Here is a 19524-nt window from a genome sequence, read left to right on the forward strand (position 1 = left end):
AAAATAACTGAGCGAACTGTTACAGTTCTTGACAGAGTCGCTAGCCGTGCACAACCTCGGTGATAGCATTCCCTAGATGCTCTATGTAACGTTGAGAAAATAACTATGGCAGAAGAACTTACTGGACAAGCTCCCATATTTGGCGGCAGCACTGGCGGCTTGCTGACCAAGGCTCAAGTAGAAGAAAAATATGCCATTACCTGGACTAGCCCCAAACAGCAAGTCTTTGAAATGCCGACAGGTGGCGCAGCCGTCATGAACGAAGGCGACAACCTGCTGTACCTTTCTCGCAAGGAGTACTGCATTGCTTTAGGCGGTCAGCAACTGCGGGCAAAATTCAAAATCAACAACTATAAGATTTACCGGATTTTCCCGAATGGTGAAATCCAGTATCTCCATCCGGCTGATGGCGTATTCCCTGAAAAAGTGAACAAAGGCCGTCCTTATGTTGGTAAAGTAGACCGCAATATTGGCCGCAACCCAGAACCCGCTACCCTCAAGTTCAGTAGCAAAAAGCCCTTTGAGGTGTAGATGAATCGGTTGTTTGGCGTAGCCATTGCCGTTTGCGTAGCTTTGGTCTTGTAGCGCGTAGCGTCGTTAGAAGGTTGCAGGTTACAGGTGAGAAGGTTGCAGGTTGAAGCTTAGAAGGTTGTAGTTTATCGGTTAGAAGGTTAGCCGATTATAGGTGACGGCTTATAATCTTTAACATTTAACCGTTCAACCGTCAAGATTCAACCTGGCAACTTTTCATCCTTCAACACCTAAAAACCTTCAACCTGTTGACTTGGCTCACCTTCAACTCTTAAAAAGCATGATTTTCCCGGATTTCTCGCAGTTTCGTGCACTGGCAAGCCAGGGTAATTTTGTGCCGGTTTACCAGGAGTGGGTAGCGGACTTAGAAACGCCAGTGTCGGCTTGGTATAAGGTTTGTGCAGGTCAGCCTTACAGCTTCCTGTTGGAATCGGTAGAGGGCGGGGAGAATATCGGACGCTACAGTTTCTTAGGCTGTGACCCATTATGGGTGCTGGAAGCCAGAGGAGAACACACGACCCAAACGCACCGAGATGCTTCCGTACAGGTGTTTGAGGGCGACCCCTTTCTGGCGTTAGCCAATTGCCTAAAACCTTATCATCCTGTCAAGTTACCTCAACTCCCACCGGGGATTGGCGGTTTGTTCGGGTTTTGGGGTTACGAACTGATTCGTGCTTGTGAACCGCGTGTCCCTGTTTATCCAGTTCAGGAAGGGGACTTGCCCGATGGACTGTGGATGCAGGTGGATAACCTGATTATTTTTGATCAAGTCAAGCGCAAGATTTGGGCGATCGCCTATGCAGATTTGCGGGATGCGGAGGTTGATTTAGAACAGGCGTATCAAAAAGCGTGCGATCGCGTGTGTGCCTTGGTAAGCAAACTTCAGTTGCCCCTAAATGCAGCAGACACCATCTTAGAATGGACACCGCCTGAGAGTGCGACCCAAAAACTATCCTATATCAGCAACACAGAACCCTCCGAGTTCTGCGCGAATGTCAAAAAAGCCAAAGAATACATCAAAGCAGGGGATATCTTTCAGGTGGTTATCTCCCAGCGTCTCTCGGCAGAGTATAGCGGAGAACCCTTTGCTCTGTATCGCTCTCTGCGCCTGATTAATCCTTCGCCTTACATGGCCTATTTCAACTTTAGGGATTGGCAAATTATTGGCTCTAGCCCAGAAGTGATGGTTAAAGCCACCAAGTCACCCCAAGGGGGAATTACTACAACCTTACGTCCCATTGCCGGAACTCGACCCCGGGGTAAAACCCATCAAGAAGATGAAGCCCTAGCACAAGAGTTGCTGCAAGACCCCAAAGAAATTGCCGAACATGTCATGCTGGTTGACCTGGGGCGTAATGATTTGGGTCGCGCCTGCAAAAAGGGTACGGTAAAGGTGGATGAATTAATGCTGATCGAGCGCTACTCCCACGTTATGCACATTGTCAGCAATGTGGTGGGCGAACTCGATGAGGATAAAACCGCTTGGGATTTGCTCAAAGCCTGTTTCCCGGCGGGGACGGTAAGTGGAGCACCCAAGATTCGGGCGATGGAAATTATTCACGAACTCGAACCCGAACGGCGTGGCCCTTATTCGGGTGCCTATGGCTATTATGATTTTGAGGGACAACTCAATAGTGCGATCACCATTCGCACGATGGTGGTTCGCCCTACCGAGTCGGGTCAGCATATCGTATCTGTTCAAGCCGGTGCCGGTTTGGTTGCAGATTCTGAGCCAGAGAAAGAATACGAAGAAACGCTCAATAAAGCTAGGGGACTATTAGAGGCTATTCGCTGTCTAGGGACGTAGGGGTGAGTCATAGAGGAACGATATGTCGTGCCTCTATTCTTAGTTTATCTAATTCAAAATCGCTGTATTTGCTGAGTGCAGATTAGCTTTCATTGGTGGCATAAACAACACTAACCAACCCCCTGCTTGATGCCATAACAATATTCCAGCCAAACTCATCGTTGCCGTTTTCGATACATGGCCTGAACGCCTACTCTTTCGCTGATATAACCGAGACAGCGTGAAGTAAAGGAAGAGTTCTGCCCATGAAACCCCTGTGGCGTAGCGTCATGATTGGTACTGCTTTATTGATAAGCGGCATCGTTGCTGTTGGTGTTGCCCCACAGTTATTAGCACAACAAGAACTAGCCAGAGAACAAAGCCGTTGGGAAAATCGTGACTTTCAGCGTTATCGCATGGTTGTCGAGACTGATAACGGGCTTTCTCAAATCTGTCGGCAAGAGGTTGAAATTAAAAACGAAAAGGTAATTAACGTTGTTCAGGATTGCAAAAAACCAGGGTCATTTGTGGAACAGCCGACACAGACTATTACAGACTTGTTTAATGAACTCGAAAAGTATAGCTCGAAAACGGAATGCGGCCCCAATGGCTGCTCATGTGATGGTGTGATTAGCGCCGATGTTAGCTACGATCCACAACTAGGATATCCACGCCAAATAGAACTTAAGTTAAAGCAATTGAATTTTGTAGAGCAATGGATGCATCCTCAACGAAGGCGGGAAGCTATAACTAAGCTTAGGGGTGGGTCGTGTACATTGATTGGCTTCGTCGGACGTAAATTTAAAGTCGTTTCCCTCACACCGTCCCCAGCCACGCCCAAAAACCCCTGAAGTCCAGACTTGATCGCTTAGATTATGGGAGAGCATTACGCTTCCTTATTCTGAATCCTTATTTGAAGCGATCGCTCCTAACCCTCATCATCCGGTACACCCGACACATAAATCCCGCACGCCTGACAGATTACCTGACTACAGTTCATCATTGGGAATCTTGCTCACGTCTAGTCCCATTACTTTAGCCAGAACCCTGAGGGAAACCCCTAACTCACCCGCTAAAGCAACCGCATTATCAAAACGGGGAATTTTTCTCCCGCTTTCCCAATCACCAATAATTCTTATCCCTACGTTCATTCGCCTACTTAACTCCGGCTGAGTTAAGTTAACGCTTTCTCGAAGTGCTTTTAACGTTGGTTTATCTTCTGATGATTTCTCTGGAGTCATAATAGCACTATTGCACTTGCACTTTAGTACTTGACAGGGATTATTACTCTGCACTAAAGTGCTAATCAAGACACAAAAAAGACCACCCAGTCTCGCTGGCTCCCTCAAGATACAACGCGGCTGACTGGTCTCCTCTAAAAGTGTCTCACCATTGAGTTCAAAGGGTGCCTATGAAGCAATAATTACCAGGCAAGTCTCTTCTTCCATTTGGTCACAAGTACGGCGATTGCTTCACTTGCCCGTGTCAGCGTTAGCGCTAGCGGCTCCGTAGGAGCATCGCCTTACCTTAACACCCACTATCAGCAATCTACCATGTCCCAGAACTTAATTACATCTGGGGTCGTTGACCCTGCCCAATTACCCTTAGAGCAAGTACGCGAGGAAGTCGCCGCCTTGCTGAAAATTTCCCTGAACCAAATCGAACGCCTAGAGTGTTGGCCTCACCAAATTTGGGTGAAGTTAGTAGAATCTCGTGCTAAATTCGTCAGTTATCGCCGCTTGTCCCTTTGGATCAAACAGGGGCTAGAAGCGATCGCGCGCTGCACTTCACGCGCCAACCTCGACCAGTTGGGCGAAATACTGCGTACTGAACGAGAGTGGTACGATAACCACAAACAGCCCGAAGCCGTGCAGCCGTGGCGCAACGCCTGGGCGCAACAAGCGCAACACCTGCGTCAAGAAGAAGAACAGCTTAAACCCGTAAAAGCCCATCAGCAGGCAGGAGTTGAATGGCAAAAAGCTTGGCAACAAATTCTGTACTGTTGCCGAGACTGTATGGGATTAGAGCATATAGCCCCAGAACTGAAACGCCAAAGCCAGGAATTTGCCGATTTGCCAGAGGTGGTAGGAGCGATTGCACAATTGTGGCAGCAGCGCTGGCAGCAACTCTTCTCTTGTCCACTACCTAAATCATCCACGTTTTTTCCTTGACAATAGAAATTTTCATAAAGACAAGCCATTTAAAAAATCGGCGTCTATTTCTGGAAGAGAGGGGTTAATACTAATACCTGTTGCCAACTCAAAACCTGCCGGAGTCGTTAGGCGAGGTTGAATTTGGCAATACCAGTGTACCTGAGGTTCCTCCGCTTTGTAGCGAGCCGCTGTATTGATCACGTAGTTGTAATCAGGGTCATTCAATTTATCGTACAAATTCCGCAGAATGCTCTGCAAAATTAAGGCAAAGTCCGATTTTTCCTGTTCAGAAATACTGCCAAAATCAGCTTGATGATTTTTCGGCATAATCCAGGTTTCAAAAGGAACCTCGGCAGAAAAGGGAACAAAGGCTAAAAACGAGTCATTCTCCTGAACAACTCGCCTGCGGTTTTGCAATTCAAACTCCAAAATGTCGCAGTACACACACCGTCCCCAGACATCAAAGTAGCGCTGAGCCTGTTCCTCTCGGTATCGACGATGCTGAGGAACCACACCCGTAACGATAATCTGAGAGTGAGGATGCTTTAAAGAAGCACCCGCCCGTTCACCATGATTGCGAAAAATAATCGCCATCATATTCTCATGGGCTACCATTAAATCGAGGTAGCGTTTGTGATAAGTTTCAATCACAATCTCCACTTCTTCTGGTGACATTGTAGCGATGTCTTTGTCGTGTTCAGGAGTTTCAACAATCAACTCATGTTGACCATAACCGGGCATCGCGATATAAATTCCTTCAGTGGAACGCTGAGTATGTTCATGGGGTGTTAAGGCAGGAAACTTGTTAGGAACTACCCTCGTTTGCCAAGAAGTTTGTTGCTTGTTCGGTATCTCCAGAAGAATCGTCTCTAACATCGGTTCCCTACAAAAAGGGCATTTTTGCTCCTGGTTGACTGGATGTTGTGGAGTCTGACTATTTTTTTTCTGAAAATCTTGGGGGCGTTTACGCCGACCTGGTGCATAAATCACCCATTCTCTCGTCACTTTATTGAGCCTGATTTGACCGTCTTGCATAATCTAAAGTTGAATAGTTTTTTGGTTATTACTGCTATTTAATCTGAAGTATGAAGGATAAACTATGGAGGAAGAAACACTATCCCCATCCGGGAAACATCGTGAACAACCCAACAAGCGCCGTGGCGTTTCAGCGTCTTCCCCTAACCCTGATTTCTATCCACAACATCAAAAGAGAAAGTCAGCCTCAACAGGAGTGTCATCATTAACAGACTGTTGCCAAGCACTTCTTTTTGGACAGCGCTCAAGGTACGATGGGCTGTGGCGATACCCTAAAGCGTTGCTACGCTTGAGTACCGACTCTGCTTTCCTAAACGCGTAAGTTCTCTAACAAGAATATCTAACTGAGCCCTAGCAGTGGGATACATTTTTTAAATCAGGAGCAGTTCACAAGGGCTTATCCACCCGTTATAGATAAAAGAAACATGAAAAGAATTTCTCCTTCTGTCCTCCTCACGGTCACTAAAGCTTTGGTGGATATCTCCACTCCTGTTTTTTAGAAGCCTTTCCCGCAGAGTAAGCGAAGCATTGCTAGGATCGAGAAACGAGCCGTTACCAGGGAAAAACGAAAATTTAAGCAATCGCCCCTTGGGCGGTGCGCTTAGCGCAATCGCATACTAGAGCTATCCGTGTGAAAACCGCCAACCCGATGGAATCTCAGCAGCAGCGGCTTCAGCTATCCGAAGTAGCCAACACTCTTCGAGCGCAGTTGCCTCATCTAAATGATGAGCAGCTTAAATATGAATATTTAAACGACCTGAAATGGACAGAACCCTTAATCCTGGCTTTGCAGCAGGTGGAGGAGAAGTCTCAGGCGTTACGAGTGGTCAAGTTAGCCTTAGAGGTGGATGGGTGCCTCGGCGCAAGACTCGCAGGAACGGTGAAATCGGAGTTTCACACCGCAACAGTAGGCTGGTTAGCGGGGTTAGATATGCCTGTGCTGCTCAAAACTCAACTTCTGGGCCTTACAGGTTCGGATATCGCCATTCCACCTCTACTGGAAACGTTGAATGCCCAAGACTCTGGAGTGCGCTGTAGTGCCACAGAGGCGTTAGGTGCGATCGCGTCTGTTGCCGCCGTAGCCGCGCTCTCAACCGTGTTGAATCATCAAGATACAGAAGTTCGCTCCCAGGCCGCTTACGAGTTAGGGCAAATCGGCAATGAGTCAGGAGTGGCAGCACTCAGGCGAGCATTGGATGACCCAGAGTATCAGGTGCGAGAAAGTGCTGCCTTGGCACTGGGTACCATCAGCTCTGAGGCATCCGTAGCAGCGCTAGCACAAGCCTTGAACCATAACAACCTTGATTTACGGGGGAGAGCGGCTTCAGCCTTGGGTCAAATCCGCACAGAGGCAGCCGTTGCCGTGTTGGAGCAAGCCCTCAACGATGAAGTTTATCGAGTGCGCGAGACAGCCGCTCACGCCTTAGGGAAAATCGGCACGGAAGCCGCTGTTGCGGTATTACGGCGCTCCGTTAACCATGAAAACTTTGATTTTCGGGGCATCGTCACCTCAGCTTTAGGGGCAATTGGATCAGAAACAGCCGTGGCAGCTTTACAGGAGGCTTTAGACCACCCCGACTACCGCGTGCGGGGAAGAGCTGCATTAGCATTAGGGTCGATTGGGACTGAGACAGCCATCGCCGCACTGCAACGAGCCTTAAATGATCAAAATTATCGAGTGCGTGAGAAAGCCGCTTTAGGCTTAGGGTCTACGAATTCTGATGCGGCGCTTGTGGCATTGCAGCAAGCTTTAAGTGATGAAGACTCTTACGTTCGCAGAACCGCCGCCGAAGCATTGGGTTATATCGGCTCTGAGGTAGGATTGGTGGGATTGCAGAGAGCCTTGAGCGATGAAGATGCCTATGTTCGGAGAACAGCAGCTTGGGCGTTAGGGCGAATCGGTACCTCTGTGGCGACCTCTGAAAGGACAGATGACCCAGAAGCGGCTTTAAGTCCAGCCGCCGTAACCGCATTGCGCCTCGCTTTAAATGATCAAGATGCTTGGGTGCGTTTAAGTGCGGCTTATGGTTTAGGGAAAGTAGGCTCTGAACTCGGTGTAGCTGCCTTGCAACAATCGTTGAGTGATGAAAACTTTGAAGTTCGAGAAAAAGCCGCCGAGGCGTTGGGGAAAATTGGCTCCCAGGCAGGCGTGCCAGGACTGAGACAATCTCTGTACGATGAAGACTTTGGAGTTCGCCGCAAAGCCGCCGAGGCACTCGGAAAAATTGGCACGGAGGCGGCTGTCGCTGCCCTGCGGCAGGCTTTAAGAGATAATGACACGGAAGTACGTTGTCGGGCTGCTTCTGGGTTAGGAAGAATTGGCACGGAGTCCGCTGTAGCCGCACTACGAATCGCCTTGAGAGATGAGGACTCAGAGGTGCGTTTAATCGCCGTTCAAGCCTTAGGGGAAAGCGGCTCAGATACAGCGGTAGTCTTACTCCGTAGTGCCTTGACCGAAGAAGACTCTCAACTGCGGGGAAGAGCGGCTTATGCCTTAGGCTCGATCCACTCCAAGACGGCGGTAGAAGCACTAGTGCCCGCCTTGAGCGATCAAGATTCTTGGGTGCGTTGGATGGCAACCTCCGCATTAGGTACGATTGGCTCACAGACAGCGGCGCTGGCGCTGGAGCAAGCCTTGAGAGATGAAGATTTTCGGGTTCGTTATACGGCGGCTGAAGCCTTGGGCAGAATGGGGCGGCCCGAATTATTACCGGCTCTATCCTCCATGCTCCTAACTACGGTGGATACTTATGAGCTGAGTACTTTACTGAATGCGATCGCATTAATTCAAAAGCGCTGTGGCTACTACAACCATCACATCGCTGCGCCTTGATTTCCCGATCATTTCTGTACAAGTTTCCTGACTACCACTCCTAATCCCTGTCAAAAGGGAAGAGAGTGTGATGGAGTCACTGATATGAGCGATCCTTATCTGCTGGCAGCCAGTGTAATCAGCGTGGGACCCATCTGTGCGCCGCCCCCCCCGGCGCTACCCCTGCGCCAACTCGATGAGCTGTCTACCTTGTTAGTGTCAACGACCGCTAAGCTATTTAAATCGGTTGTCACTCCTGAGATTGTCCCCCTTGTCGAAACAGTCTCTGCTGAGTTCAGTCCGCCATCGCCCAGTCCAGCCCAATGGCGTACACAACCCGTTTCACAATCGCTTACCCCCATCCTCATCCCCAGTGAGGCTCAAGAGGCGACACAACAAGATACGACGAATCTGCCAGTTTTGCCCAAGCCTCAGTTCACGGCTCTATTTCCCACCTCTGGTAGCCAACTGTATCTTCAACGATTGGCGGCTTTGAAAGCGGGTACACTATTTACACGCTTGCCGGCTGACAGCTTCCAGTCTTTGTGGGCAAAGGGAACTCATACCAAGGCACAACCGTTACCCTCACCCACTCATGAGCAGTGGAAACGTCTTCTAGAACAAGAGGCCAAAGCCGTTGCCAAAGGACAGGGTGCTAATCGTCTGACGATTTTATTAGGAGATTCACTCACTCTGTGGTTCCCCTCACAACGACTTCCAGGGCGTCAACTTTGGCTGAATCAAGGCATTTCTGGGGAAAATTCCGGTCAAATTCGCAGGCGATTATCGGCTTTTGCCCAAACGCAACCGGATACAATTTATGTTTTGGCTGGCATTAATGACTTACGTCAGGGTGTAGCGGATGATGTGATTCTGAATAACTTACGTCAGATTGTGCAACGCTTGCGTCAGAATCACCCACGAGGGCAAGTGGTTTTGCAGTCCATTCTTCCCGCCCGCTTAAATGCGATTAGTAATGAGCGCATTCGTAACCTCAACCAACAAATTGCCGGGATTGCTCAACGAGAAGGAGCCGGTTTTCTCAATCTCCACCCCTTGTTTACGGATGAGCAAGGCGAGATGCGGCAGGAATTGACGACGGATGGCATTCATTTGAGCCATCAGGGCTATGAGGTTTGGCAAAAAGGATTACAGTATGCGGAATCCGCCCTGGCAGCTAAGCGGGCAGAGAGAACAAGGAAATTAAGCGATCGCTCCTGAACCCCAATTTTGCCCAATGGCTGATCAGGGCGTATTCTCCCTAAGTTTCCTGATCGCACGGCTGCTCTTTGAACCCTAGAATATAGCCTATTTAACCAACGTTCGCTCTACCTAAGTCTTATGGCAATTAAAACACCTTTAGTGACAAACCAGCCAGCCATTGGCAAGCTCATCCGTGAACTCCGTATCGAGACAGGGTTAACACAATCCAAATTCGGGGCAGCGTTAGGTGTTACTTACCCAACCGTTAGCCGATGGGAAAATGGACTCGCCAAACCTTCACCCTTGGCGATCAAAAAAATCGAGAAGCAGTTGCGGCAGATTGGTGAGCGCCGAAAGGATTTGCTGGAACAATATTTAAGAGAGTGATACCAAGTTGCACTCAAAGGTAGTAGATAGAAGGACAAGGAGGACAAGGGGGACAAGGGAGAGAAAGTACTACGTATGAACGCAACTCAGCATGACATCCTCCTGCGCTAACACAGTTGTGATATTCGCAGGCTCAAGTCTTTTTTAACTTCTCCATTTAATTTTGGACATAAGTGTCACTATAGTACGGTTATCCGATGGAGTATTAGTAATTTTTGGACTGAACTCGACTAATTTTCCCCTGCGCTTACCCGTCTCATCGGTTGCTGTGGCGGGAGTCTTCTCGGCGGTATGATAAAAGTTTAACTTTTGAAATACGAGAGTCCCACGCGCTATTCTTTGGTTTTTCAGCGCATGGGACTGTGTGTTGGCTTCATAAAACTGTTACCGCGCTTACCACTCACGCTTCCTTCGCGGATGAAGCGGAGCTTTCTCACACGGATTTTTAAATGACCTGTCGCGAGACAAGCTTTTCAATATTGGCTTGGGTTTGCTGTAATAGTTGCTCTCGGCTATCCTTGGCTTTTGTGAGGGTCGGCACTAAGTTACGGGCTTGCAACGCCATGTGAAGCTGAAGTTGAGCCACGTACTCACTAATATCTTCACGAAAAAACTCGTTGGTGGCTTGAGCAGAATGCAAATCCAAAGTGTCCTCCTTTCTTATCACTGCACGCTTGATCAACATCAATAGAAGTTATCACGTCCTTACTAGCGTATCGCTGACTTTGCAATGAAGTTTAAATATTTTTAGATGACTTTGTTGAGAAAAGTAAATTTACACAACCCTGCTTCAAGATTGTTTGCCTTTTGATTAATTTTATGATATATATGCGTTCTCGTCTCTATCGTGTTCGCTACCACAGCCTAAGCAAAGTATCGAACGCACTGACAAATCAATGTTTCCCCATTTATAACCACAATCCGAACAACTTTGGCTTGTTGGTTCCCAGCGACTGCGGAGCAATAGTTACGCAGCTTGTGTCCCATTAATTTCGGTCAAGCACTTATGCCAGAAGTCTATTCTTCAGACCTGAGCTAGATATATTCCGGCGGCAAAATTGTTAGTCTTGCCTAAACTGACTCTGACTGGCAAGCCGATGCCCGTGTTAACCAGTTAGCAGCCTCAGCTTGTGAATTATTAAGGCGTCATCATTTGCAATGACGCCTTGAATTCTGTTTTTCTTAAAGCCTAAAAAACTTAAGACTTCCGGAAGTCATCTCAAGCCACTTAGGAGACTGAAAGTAAGGATGTGCGAGACCGAGTTGACGATCGCACCACAAAACAGTAACTGGGCGACAAGAGTGTGTACTCAAGCCCAAGCCAAGGAGACGATGCAGAATATAGAAGAATCGCCCCCTACATCGTTACTTCTACACCCAGAGAGCTATGTTGATTTGGTGCAAGGACTCGATGTGATCATCTGGGAGATGGACGCTTTGACGTGGAAATTCACGTTTGTGAGCGATCGCGCCCAAGATATTCTGGGTTATCCCATCAGCCAGTGGTTCGATCAACCTCAATTTTGGCAAGACCAATTACTCCATCCCGAAGACCGGGAGTGGTGCATTCATTTCTGCGTAACGGCAACTCAGGCTGCAAAAGACCATCAATTCGAGTATAGAGCGATCGCCGCAGATGGTCGCGTAGTGTGGCTCAAAGATTTAGTCCGCGTGGTGTGTGACGAAAACGGTTGCGCTAAGCGGCTGCGAGGTGTCATGGTTGATATCACCCAAGAGAAAGAAGCACAACAGAGAACTCAGCAACTGTTGCGTGAACGGGAGGAACGTAGTGAACTGGAAAGGGTGCAAAAAGCCCTCCGCCAGAGCGAAGAACGCTACCGTTCCCTGGTTGAGGCGACTTCTCCCATCATCTGGGACACGAATGCCGAAGGAGAATTGGTCACCGAACAGGCTCGATGGAGTGCCTTCACCGGGCAGACTTATGCAGAATACCAAGGATGGGGATGGCTCAATGCCATTCATCCCGCCGATCGAACTCATACCGCACAGGCATGGCGTGAGGCTCTTGCCAACCGTACCCTTTACCAAGTCGAGCATCGTGTGCGGCGTAATGACGGTGAGTATCGCTATATGAGTGCTCGTGCTGTACCTGTGTTGGAACCCGACGGCAGCATTCGGGAATGGGTGGGCGTACACACGGATATTACCCAACGTAAGCAAGTCGAAGCGGCACGGGATAGCGCGTTATGTGAAGCGCAAGCCGCCCGTGCGGCACTCCAGTGGGTGTTTATGCAAGCCCCAGCCGCCATTCAAGTGACTCGCGGGTCTAACCATATCACGGAAACGGCTAACTCCCTGTACATCAAACTGACGGGGAAGCGGGATTTGGTGGGCAAACCCGTCCGTGAGGCGTTCTCGGAGTTGGAAGGGCAGGGCTTTTTTGAGTTGTTAGATCAGGTTTATGCCACGGGTGAACCGTTTATCGGTAAGGAAATGCCGGCTGTATTTGACCGCAATGATGATGGCAAATTGGAAGAGAGCTTTTGGAATTTCGTTTATCAACCGTTGGTTGATGGCGAGGGCAACGTTTATGGAATTATGACCCATGCGGTGGAAGTCACCGAGCAAGTGCAGGCGCGGCAAGAAATTGAGAAAAAAGCCGAGGAACTGGCTGAACTGACGCGATCGCTAGAGCGCTCCAACCAGGAACTCGATCAGTTTGCTTATATCACCTCTCATGACCTCAAAGCCCCCTTGCGTGCGATCTCAACCCTCTCGGAGTGGATTGAGGAAGACTTAGGCGACCAAATTCAGGACGACTCCCGTGAACATTTAAGGTTGTTGCGCGGACGGGTACAACGCATGACAGACCTAATTGACGGAATATTGCAATATTCCCGTGCAGGTCGCGTGCAACAGGTGGAACGGGTGGATGTCGCGGTTTTAATCGCTGAAGTGATGGAACTGATCGCCCCATCCCCAGATATTTTAATGGTGGTTGAACCAGGAATGCCGACACTGAAGACGGAAAAGATACCCCTAGAACAGGTCTTGATCAATTTAATTGGCAATGCCATCAAGTATGCTCAGTGTCCCCATGCCCGTATCCAGGTTAGTGTTCGAGACGTGGGACGGTACTATGAGTTTGCGATCGCAGACAATGGGCCAGGAATTGCACCAGAGTACCATGAGAAGATTTGGGTGATTTTCCAAAGGCTAGAAGCACGAGATAAAGTGGAAGGAACAGGCATCGGACTCTCCGTCGTGAAAAAGATTGTCGAGAGTCGAGGCGGGCAGGTGTGGGTCGAATCCGAACTTGGGGCGGGAGCGACCTTCCGCTTTACATGGCCTAAATACTTCCAGAAGCGTGTCAAGGCATAAAGGATGAAGGATGAAGTGTAAAGGAGAAAGGATGAATTTTCATCCCGCCCAGAATTTGGAGGTTCAGGCTCTTAGCTCACACCCATTTTTTTATACTTTATACTTCGTAGTTCATACTTCAGATGATTCTTTTTGGCGGAGACCCCCACGGGGATTTCAAACCGATTATCAGGGCTGTGGAGGCTTATACTCCACAAGCGGTGATTTTGCTGGGCGATCTCGATTTAGAGCGATCGCTTGAACAAGAAGTTTCCGCCATCATTGACAAAACTGAAGTTTGGTTTATCCCTGGCAATCATGACGGCGACCGAGATTGTTGGTACGATCACCTGTTTGCTTCAAAACTAGGCGATCGCAATCTACATGGTCGTGTTGTCGAAATTGATGGCAAGCGAGTCGCGGGTTTAGGTGGTGTGTTTCGTGAAAAAATTTGGATGCCACCCGCTCAACCGAAATTTCGCAGCCACAAAGAACTATTGTTTGCCTGTGCCAAAAAAGACCGTTGGCGCGATGGTATCCCCCGCAAGCATCATGTCACGATATTTTGGCAACAATATGAGGCACTTTGGGACGAACGAGCGGATATCTTAGTGACCCATGAAGCGCCTTCCTGCCATCGCTACGGATTTAAAGAACTTGATCATTTAGCTCTAGCGCTTGGGGTCAAAACAGTCGTACATGGTCATCACCACGAACAGTATAGTCGGAGAATTTGCGATAGCCAAATTCGAGTTCATGGAGTCGGTAAAGCTGGGGTGTGTGATGAGTCTGGCAACATCTTGATCACGGGCAAGCAAGACGAACAACGTCGGCGACGATGGTACCGGTAGCCTTCAATGATATTAAGGAGGTTATAGATTCGGATTGGGTAATAGCCGTTTACTCAAACGCGATGAATGTTTTTCCTTTGTCCTGGATATTTATCCGGATTGGCACACAGAAGAATTGAAGTTAATTTGAACCATCTCTTCACAGATTGGGTCTAAACTAAGACAGTCTCTTCTACACCTTACTTTTCAAATACTAGTAGAAGGGCGATTTTTGATGCGTTATTTTTAGGTAATTATCCTGTGCTATCGGTTCAGGCAAGTGAGTAGGGGGAACTACTAGATTTATTAAATGAATCTGCTTTAGAGGAGTCAGGAAAAATGCTGGGGTCAGTAGGGCATATCTTGAGAAAAATTTTTAGAATTCTGGCTAATTATATTACAAAAATACTACAATGGAATAAGAAGACTAATCAACAATGGTAAAAGGACGCTGTGAAACAACGGAAAGAGCAGCGATGGGCATTCAATCAAATGGCTGAATGGTTATCCAAAAACTTTGGGGAGAAGCCAATCAAGCAGGAGATTATTGATGAGCGAGACATCAGTTGGCCTTTAGAAGAAAAACCTGTAAGAATTTTTTTGATTAAATACAGGCTAAAGAGTGGGTTAGAAGGTATTGGTTTTACAGGGCCGACCACTTGGAGTTTTGTTGGTTTTAAGGAGAGAATGGCATTAACTCCGGAAGAATGGGTTTATTGCTATGTAGGTTGGTTTATCCAATTTTTTTTTATCCATGCCCAGTCGGCTACTAATATTGAGAACAAAAAGAAGGCTGAGCAGTTTATACAAGATTTAATATCCAGAAAGATTATAGAAGCTAATTTTTATAGGCTTTGTCATATCTTTCAGTTGGAAGAAGACCTAATTTACTACGCCATAGAAGTCATCAAAAAGGGAGAACAATTTTATTTAGTGGGAACTAAGGATAATTACATTTTTTACCGTAAAGACTTCCCACCCATGCAGCTTCCACCTTTATTTTACTTTCTGGGAAAGACATTTAATCCATTCATGAAAATGTAATTGATGTGCTGTCTTTCAGTCTGTAGCTCAATTTTCAGGAAAAAAAGTAACATAGCTTGTATAAATGAGTATGAAGTGAAGCGAAGAAATAACGGCTGTGACGTTTGAAATTCTGTTTATTCTCCTCCTGATTATTGCTAACGGCGTCTTTTCCATGTCAGAGACGGCTCTTGTTTCAGCACGCAAAGCACGGCTGCAACAATTAGCCAATGAGGGTGATGCCAAAGCACGCACGGCGCTAGAAGTCGCCAATGCGCCGAATCGCTTCCTCTCCACGGTTCAGATTGGTATCACCCTCATCGGTATCATGACTGGTGCCTTTGGTGGAGCCACTATCGCTTCAAAACTGGTGGGCATCTTGAACTTGGTGCCGTTGCTTGCGCCCTACAGCGAAAGCCTCAGTCTCGGTATTGTGATTGCGTGCATTACCTATCTTTCACTGGTGATTGGGGAACTGGTGCCTAAGCGGCTGGCATTGAATAGCCCCGAACGCATCGCCTTGGCTGTCGCCTCCCCAATGAGTCTCTTGTCGAGGCTAACGGCTCCAGTCGTCTATCTGTTGAGCGTCTCGACTGATGCGGTTGTTCGGCTCTTAGGCATCCGAACCTCTACAGAGCCACCCATCACAGAAGAAGAAATCCGAGTTTTGATCGAGCAAGGTACCCAAGCTGGGATGTTTAAGGCAACCGAGCAAGAAATGCTAGAACGGGTGTTCAACCTGGAGGAGTTGCGTGTCAATGCATTGATGACGCCCCGCAGACGGCTTGCTTGGCTTGACGTTGACGATAGCCCCGAAGAGAACCGACGCAAAATAAATAATAGTGTCTATTCTCGTTTTCCCGTTTGCTCTGGCAGTCTTGATAACGTCCTTGGTGTAGTGCAAATCAAAGATTTATTTGTCTGTACTTCGGAAGGTCAGCCGATCAATCTAACAGCTTCATTGCGACAGCCAATTGTTGTACCCGAAAGTATAAATGCTCTGAAGGTCTTGGAGCTATTCAAGCAATCAGGTCTGCATATAGCACTGGTAGTGGACGAATACGATATTGTTCAGGGATTGGTCACGCTCAACGATATTTTGGAAGCGATTGTGGGTGAAGTGCCCTCAGTTGATGAGCAGACAGAACCGCAAGTGGTGCAACGCGCCGATGGTTCGTGGTTGTTGGATGGAATGTTACCCATATACGAATTGAAAGAACGCCTCGATGTTGAGAAGCTACCTGGAGAAGAAGGAGGTGGATATCATACATTGGGTGGCTTTGTGATTTCGCAGGTGGGGCATATTCCCACTTCCGGCAATTATTTTGAATGGCGTCAGTTGCGTTTTGAAGTGGTAGATATGGATGGAAACCGAGTCGATAAGGTGCTGGTTATGCCGATTTCAAAGGATTCTTTTGGGTCGCGTAACGCGCTTAGTGGTTAGGACATATTTGAACCTTATAAAGCTAGCTTGGGCTTTGTTTGGGCTTGACAATTTGTGTAGCCCACCGCTTGAAGTTGATCGACTAACGCCTGAACCACATCGCGATCGCTACCCGTGCTATCTTGAATCACGACCCTCTGAAGAATCGGCAACTCAATAGTGCAACTCAATAGTAAGATAGTATGCGCTTAGCCCGCCCTACCACTAGCGGTCATTATTCACTAAAAATATCTAACTGTTCCATGGGTGCGGCTTGAGCAGCATCCGGCACAGGTGGCTTGTTTTGAATTCCTTTACGCAGCCCAACTGCAATTTTGCTGTGCTTTTCAATTTGCTTCATCACCTGCTTTGCCCGTTGAATCACAGATGTGGGTAACCCCGCTAAACGCCCTGCTTCAATTCCATAAGACTTATCCGCCCCACCGGGTTGAACTTGGTGCAAAAACACAATTTCATCCGCTAATTCTTTCACCGTTACCTGATAGTTAGCAACATTGGGTAGCAGCGAAGCAAGTTCATTCAGTTCGTGATAATGGGTAGCAAAAATTGTCCGTGATTGAATCTCAGTTGCTAAATATTCTGCCACCGACCAAGCAATAGAAAGACCATCAAAGGTTGCCGTACCTCTGCCAATTTCATCGAGAAGAACCAGAGATTTAGCCGTCGCATGGTTAAGGATATTCGCCGTTTCATTCATCTCCACCATAAACGTCGATTGACCCGTCGCCAAATCATCCACCGCACCCACCCGCGTAAAAATGCGATCGCATATTCCTAAAGTCGCCGACGCCGCCGGCACAAAACTCCCGGTTTGTGCCATCAACTGAATCAACCCCACCTGCCGCAAATAACAACTCTTCCCACTGGCATTCGGCCCCGTCAAAATAATCAAATCCGGACGTTCTAAACTCTTCTCCCCCCTTGCCCCCCTTTTTAAGGGGGGTGCCGCAGGCGGGGGGATCGGGGGTTGGGGGGGATCGACTGACTCCCCTCCTAAATAAGCCGAATTTGGTACAAAAAACCCAGTCGGCAAAGACTGTTCCACCACCGGATGACGCCCATCAATAATCCTAATTTCCCGCCCTTCCACCATATTGGGACGGCAATATCCTTGATACACCGCCACATCTGCCAAACCACACAAAACATCAACAGCCGCCACCGCACGAGACACATTGCGAATCTCTTCCGAGAGTTCCCCTACCTGTGTTCTTAACTCCACAAAAATCTCGTATTCCAAACGATTTAAATCTTCCCGTGCCGTCAGAATTCGCGCTTCCCGTTCCTTCAACTCCGGGGTAATAAAACGCTCCTCATTGGTTAGCGTTTGCTTGCGAATATAATTAATCGGAACCTGGTCTGCCTTACTCCGAGTAATACTAATGTAGTAACCGAACGCTTTATTAAACCCCACCTTCAAGTTAGAAATCCCCGTGCGTTCTCTCTCCGTCACTTCCAAATTGGCAATCCATTCTTGGTCACCTTTTGCCGTTTCCCGCATCTCATCCAACTGAGGATTAATCCCCACTCGAATCAAGTTCCCTTCCATCAAATGTAAAGGAGGCGATTCCATCAAATTGGCACGGAGTTTTTGCCCTAACTGTTCCAATTGGGGCGGCACTTTCTGCAAAGCTTTTAAGTAGGGAGAGGAACCATAGGCGGCAAGCTCTGCCAGTTCTGGTAATTTTAAAAGAGAATCAGCTAATGCTACTAAATCTCGCGCATTCGCCTTACCTGAACCCGCACGTCCCGTCAGCCGTTCTAAGTCATAGATACCGCGCAATAATTGCCGCAAATCTTCCCGTAGTCCAGGATTTTCTACCAATTCCTGAATCGTATCGTGCCGCGCCCGAATCCCTTTAATATCCAAAAGGGGTTGCAACAACCAACGACGTAACGCCCTACCCCCCATGGCGGTGTGAGTTTTATCCAATGCCCACAGTAGGGAACCATGAAAGGTGTTATCCCGAACTGTCGCGGTAATTTCCAGATTGCGGCGACTTTGATGGTCGAGAATTAAGTAATCGGCAATGGTATAAGTGCGTAAGCACTGAAGCGCGACATAATTCTCTTTTTGGGTATCTTCCAAATATTCCAGCAAACCCCCAGCCGCACGGACACCTAGGGGAAGATGTTCGCAACCCATCCCTTCGAGCGATCGCACCCTAAACCGTTCTATAATTCTTTGTCTGGCTTCGGCTGGAGAAAAGGGCGATTGGGGACGAAAGGTATAGCAAAATGAATTCGGCAAACACTCGGGCAGATGCTGGGATTTCTCGCCCGGTCGCAGCATACTAATTAAATCAGGGGCATTGGTGGGAATCAGCACTTCTGAGGGTTGCAAGCGCATGAGCTCCTGCACCAGCAGTTCTAACTCCGTTGATTGCGTAGTGAGGAATTCTCCTGTGGAAATATCGGCATACGCCAAACCCCAATGATTTCCCGCCATCACCATAGCCGCGAGGAAGTTATTGCGCCGCGCTGCCAGCATTCCCTCATCCAGCAACGTACCTGGGGTAAGGATTTGCGTAACTTCACGCCGCACTTGTCGCCCTTCTTTCGCCGCAACCGCCGCATCTTCGACTTGGTCACAAATTGCGATCGCAAATCCTTTTTCCACCAACAGCCGACAATAGCGATCCAAGGCGTGGTGGGGAACTCCCGTCATATAGACTCGCCCAATCCCTTTCCCAGCATCCTTACTGGTTAAGACGAGTTCCAGTTCTTCCGCTAGTCTTCGGGCATCCTGAAAGAAGGTTTCATAAAAGTCCCCAACCCGATAAAGCAACAGTGCATGAGGATACTGCTCTTTTACCTCCACGAAGTGCTGCATCATCGGTGTCAGTTTAGTTCGATCCACCGTGTGATGGTCTGCATTTTCGGCCGCGACGCTTAATGCCCTTTCGGTAGCGCGAATTGGGTTAGCACCGTTAGGTTCATTGGGAGAGGTAGATGCTTCGAGGTATCCGCTCATGGAGAGTCAGTGATAGGCCAGGTTC

17 protein-coding genes and 1 pseudogene are annotated in these 19524 nt (G+C 48.2%); 12 read left to right on the plus strand and 6 right to left on the minus strand.

What is annotated here, in order from left to right; genetic code table 11:
* Positions 1–105: 105 nt before the first annotated feature.
* The 3 genes from psaD (at position 106) to MIC7113_RS14105 (ending at position 3168) form a co-directional block, all read left to right on the plus strand.
* On the plus strand, positions 106–531 hold the full coding sequence (gene psaD, locus MIC7113_RS14095) for a photosystem I reaction center subunit II PsaD (RefSeq protein ID WP_015182846.1): 426 nt from the start codon (positions 106–108) through the stop codon (positions 529–531).
* A gap of 280 nt (positions 532–811) precedes the next feature.
* Positions 812–2338, plus strand: coding sequence for an anthranilate synthase component I (gene trpE, locus MIC7113_RS14100; protein WP_015182847.1), 1527 nt, complete (start codon positions 812–814; stop codon positions 2336–2338).
* Between the two features lie 245 nt (positions 2339–2583).
* A complete protein-coding gene (locus MIC7113_RS14105; protein WP_015182848.1) occupies positions 2584–3168 on the plus strand; it encodes a DUF6174 domain-containing protein in 585 nt (194 codons plus the stop codon).
* A 138-nt stretch (positions 3169–3306) separates the two neighbouring features.
* On the opposite strand, the gene MIC7113_RS14110 is transcribed toward MIC7113_RS14105, so the two are convergent.
* Positions 3307–3558, minus strand: coding sequence for a helix-turn-helix domain-containing protein (locus tag MIC7113_RS14110; RefSeq protein WP_015182849.1), 252 nt, complete (start codon positions 3556–3558; stop codon positions 3307–3309).
* A gap of 312 nt (positions 3559–3870) precedes the next feature.
* On the opposite strand from MIC7113_RS14110, the gene MIC7113_RS14115 reads away from it, so the two are divergent.
* Positions 3871–4488 (plus strand): hypothetical protein, encoded by a 618-nt coding sequence (locus MIC7113_RS14115; RefSeq protein WP_015182850.1) that lies wholly within the window; start codon positions 3871–3873, stop codon positions 4486–4488.
* Positions 4489–4500: 12 nt separating this feature from the next.
* Here MIC7113_RS14115 and galT read toward each other — a convergent pair whose 3' ends face one another.
* On the minus strand, positions 4501–5505 hold the full coding sequence (gene galT / locus MIC7113_RS14120; protein ID WP_015182851.1) for a galactose-1-phosphate uridylyltransferase: 1005 nt from the start codon (positions 5503–5505) through the stop codon (positions 4501–4503).
* 50 nt (positions 5506–5555) lie between these two features.
* On the opposite strand from galT, the gene MIC7113_RS36365 reads away from it, so the two are divergent.
* The 4 genes from MIC7113_RS36365 (at position 5556) to MIC7113_RS14135 (ending at position 9907) form a co-directional block, all read left to right on the plus strand.
* A complete protein-coding gene (locus MIC7113_RS36365; RefSeq protein ID WP_155897996.1) occupies positions 5556–5714 on the plus strand; it encodes a hypothetical protein in 159 nt (52 codons plus the stop codon).
* A gap of 422 nt (positions 5715–6136) precedes the next feature.
* Entirely contained in the window at positions 6137–8338 is a 2202-nt protein-coding gene (locus MIC7113_RS14125) for a HEAT repeat domain-containing protein (RefSeq protein WP_155897997.1), read from the plus strand.
* An 84-nt stretch (positions 8339–8422) separates the two neighbouring features.
* Positions 8423–9538: a GDSL-type esterase/lipase family protein gene (locus tag MIC7113_RS14130; protein WP_015182854.1), complete on the plus strand. Its 1116-nt coding sequence runs from the start codon at positions 8423–8425 to the stop codon at positions 9536–9538.
* A gap of 120 nt (positions 9539–9658) precedes the next feature.
* A complete protein-coding gene (locus MIC7113_RS14135) occupies positions 9659–9907 on the plus strand; it encodes a helix-turn-helix domain-containing protein (protein ID WP_015182855.1) in 249 nt (82 codons plus the stop codon).
* A 445-nt stretch (positions 9908–10352) separates the two neighbouring features.
* Here MIC7113_RS14135 and MIC7113_RS14140 read toward each other — a convergent pair whose 3' ends face one another.
* Together MIC7113_RS14140 and MIC7113_RS34745 are read right to left on the minus strand one after the other, a co-directional pair.
* Entirely contained in the window at positions 10353–10553 is a 201-nt protein-coding gene (locus MIC7113_RS14140; protein ID WP_015182856.1) for a hypothetical protein, read from the minus strand.
* Positions 10554–10736: 183 nt separating this feature from the next.
* A pseudogene (locus tag MIC7113_RS34745) lies at positions 10737–10862 on the minus strand (zinc ribbon domain-containing protein); the annotation flags it as partial.
* Between the two features lie 293 nt (positions 10863–11155).
* On the opposite strand from MIC7113_RS34745, the gene MIC7113_RS14145 reads away from it, so the two are divergent.
* The 4 genes from MIC7113_RS14145 to MIC7113_RS14160 all read left to right on the plus strand — a co-directional run bounded on the left by MIC7113_RS14145 (position 11156) and on the right by MIC7113_RS14160 (position 16525).
* On the plus strand, positions 11156–13249 hold the full coding sequence (locus MIC7113_RS14145) for a PAS domain-containing sensor histidine kinase (RefSeq protein WP_015182857.1): 2094 nt from the start codon (positions 11156–11158) through the stop codon (positions 13247–13249).
* A gap of 122 nt (positions 13250–13371) precedes the next feature.
* Positions 13372–14079, plus strand: coding sequence for a metallophosphoesterase family protein (locus MIC7113_RS14150; RefSeq protein WP_015182858.1), 708 nt, complete (start codon positions 13372–13374; stop codon positions 14077–14079).
* Positions 14080–14511: 432 nt separating this feature from the next.
* Entirely contained in the window at positions 14512–15102 is a 591-nt protein-coding gene (locus MIC7113_RS14155; RefSeq protein WP_015182860.1) for a hypothetical protein, read from the plus strand.
* An 88-nt stretch (positions 15103–15190) separates the two neighbouring features.
* A complete protein-coding gene (locus MIC7113_RS14160) occupies positions 15191–16525 on the plus strand; it encodes a hemolysin family protein (protein ID WP_041780058.1) in 1335 nt (444 codons plus the stop codon).
* Positions 16526–16539: 14 nt separating this feature from the next.
* Here MIC7113_RS14160 and MIC7113_RS36370 read toward each other — a convergent pair whose 3' ends face one another.
* Positions 16540–16695 carry a hypothetical protein gene (locus tag MIC7113_RS36370; protein WP_155897998.1) on the minus strand — a complete coding sequence of 52 codons (156 nt, stop codon included), beginning with the start codon at positions 16693–16695 and terminating at the stop codon, positions 16540–16542.
* A 44-nt stretch (positions 16696–16739) separates the two neighbouring features.
* On the minus strand, positions 16740–19499 hold the full coding sequence (gene mutS, locus MIC7113_RS14165; protein ID WP_015182862.1) for a DNA mismatch repair protein MutS: 2760 nt from the start codon (positions 19497–19499) through the stop codon (positions 16740–16742).
* Positions 19500–19524 lie beyond the last annotated feature (25 nt).

This window comes from Allocoleopsis franciscana PCC 7113, from assembly GCF_000317515.1.
Lineage (GTDB): Bacteria > Cyanobacteriota > Cyanobacteriia > Cyanobacteriales > Coleofasciculaceae > Allocoleopsis > Allocoleopsis franciscana.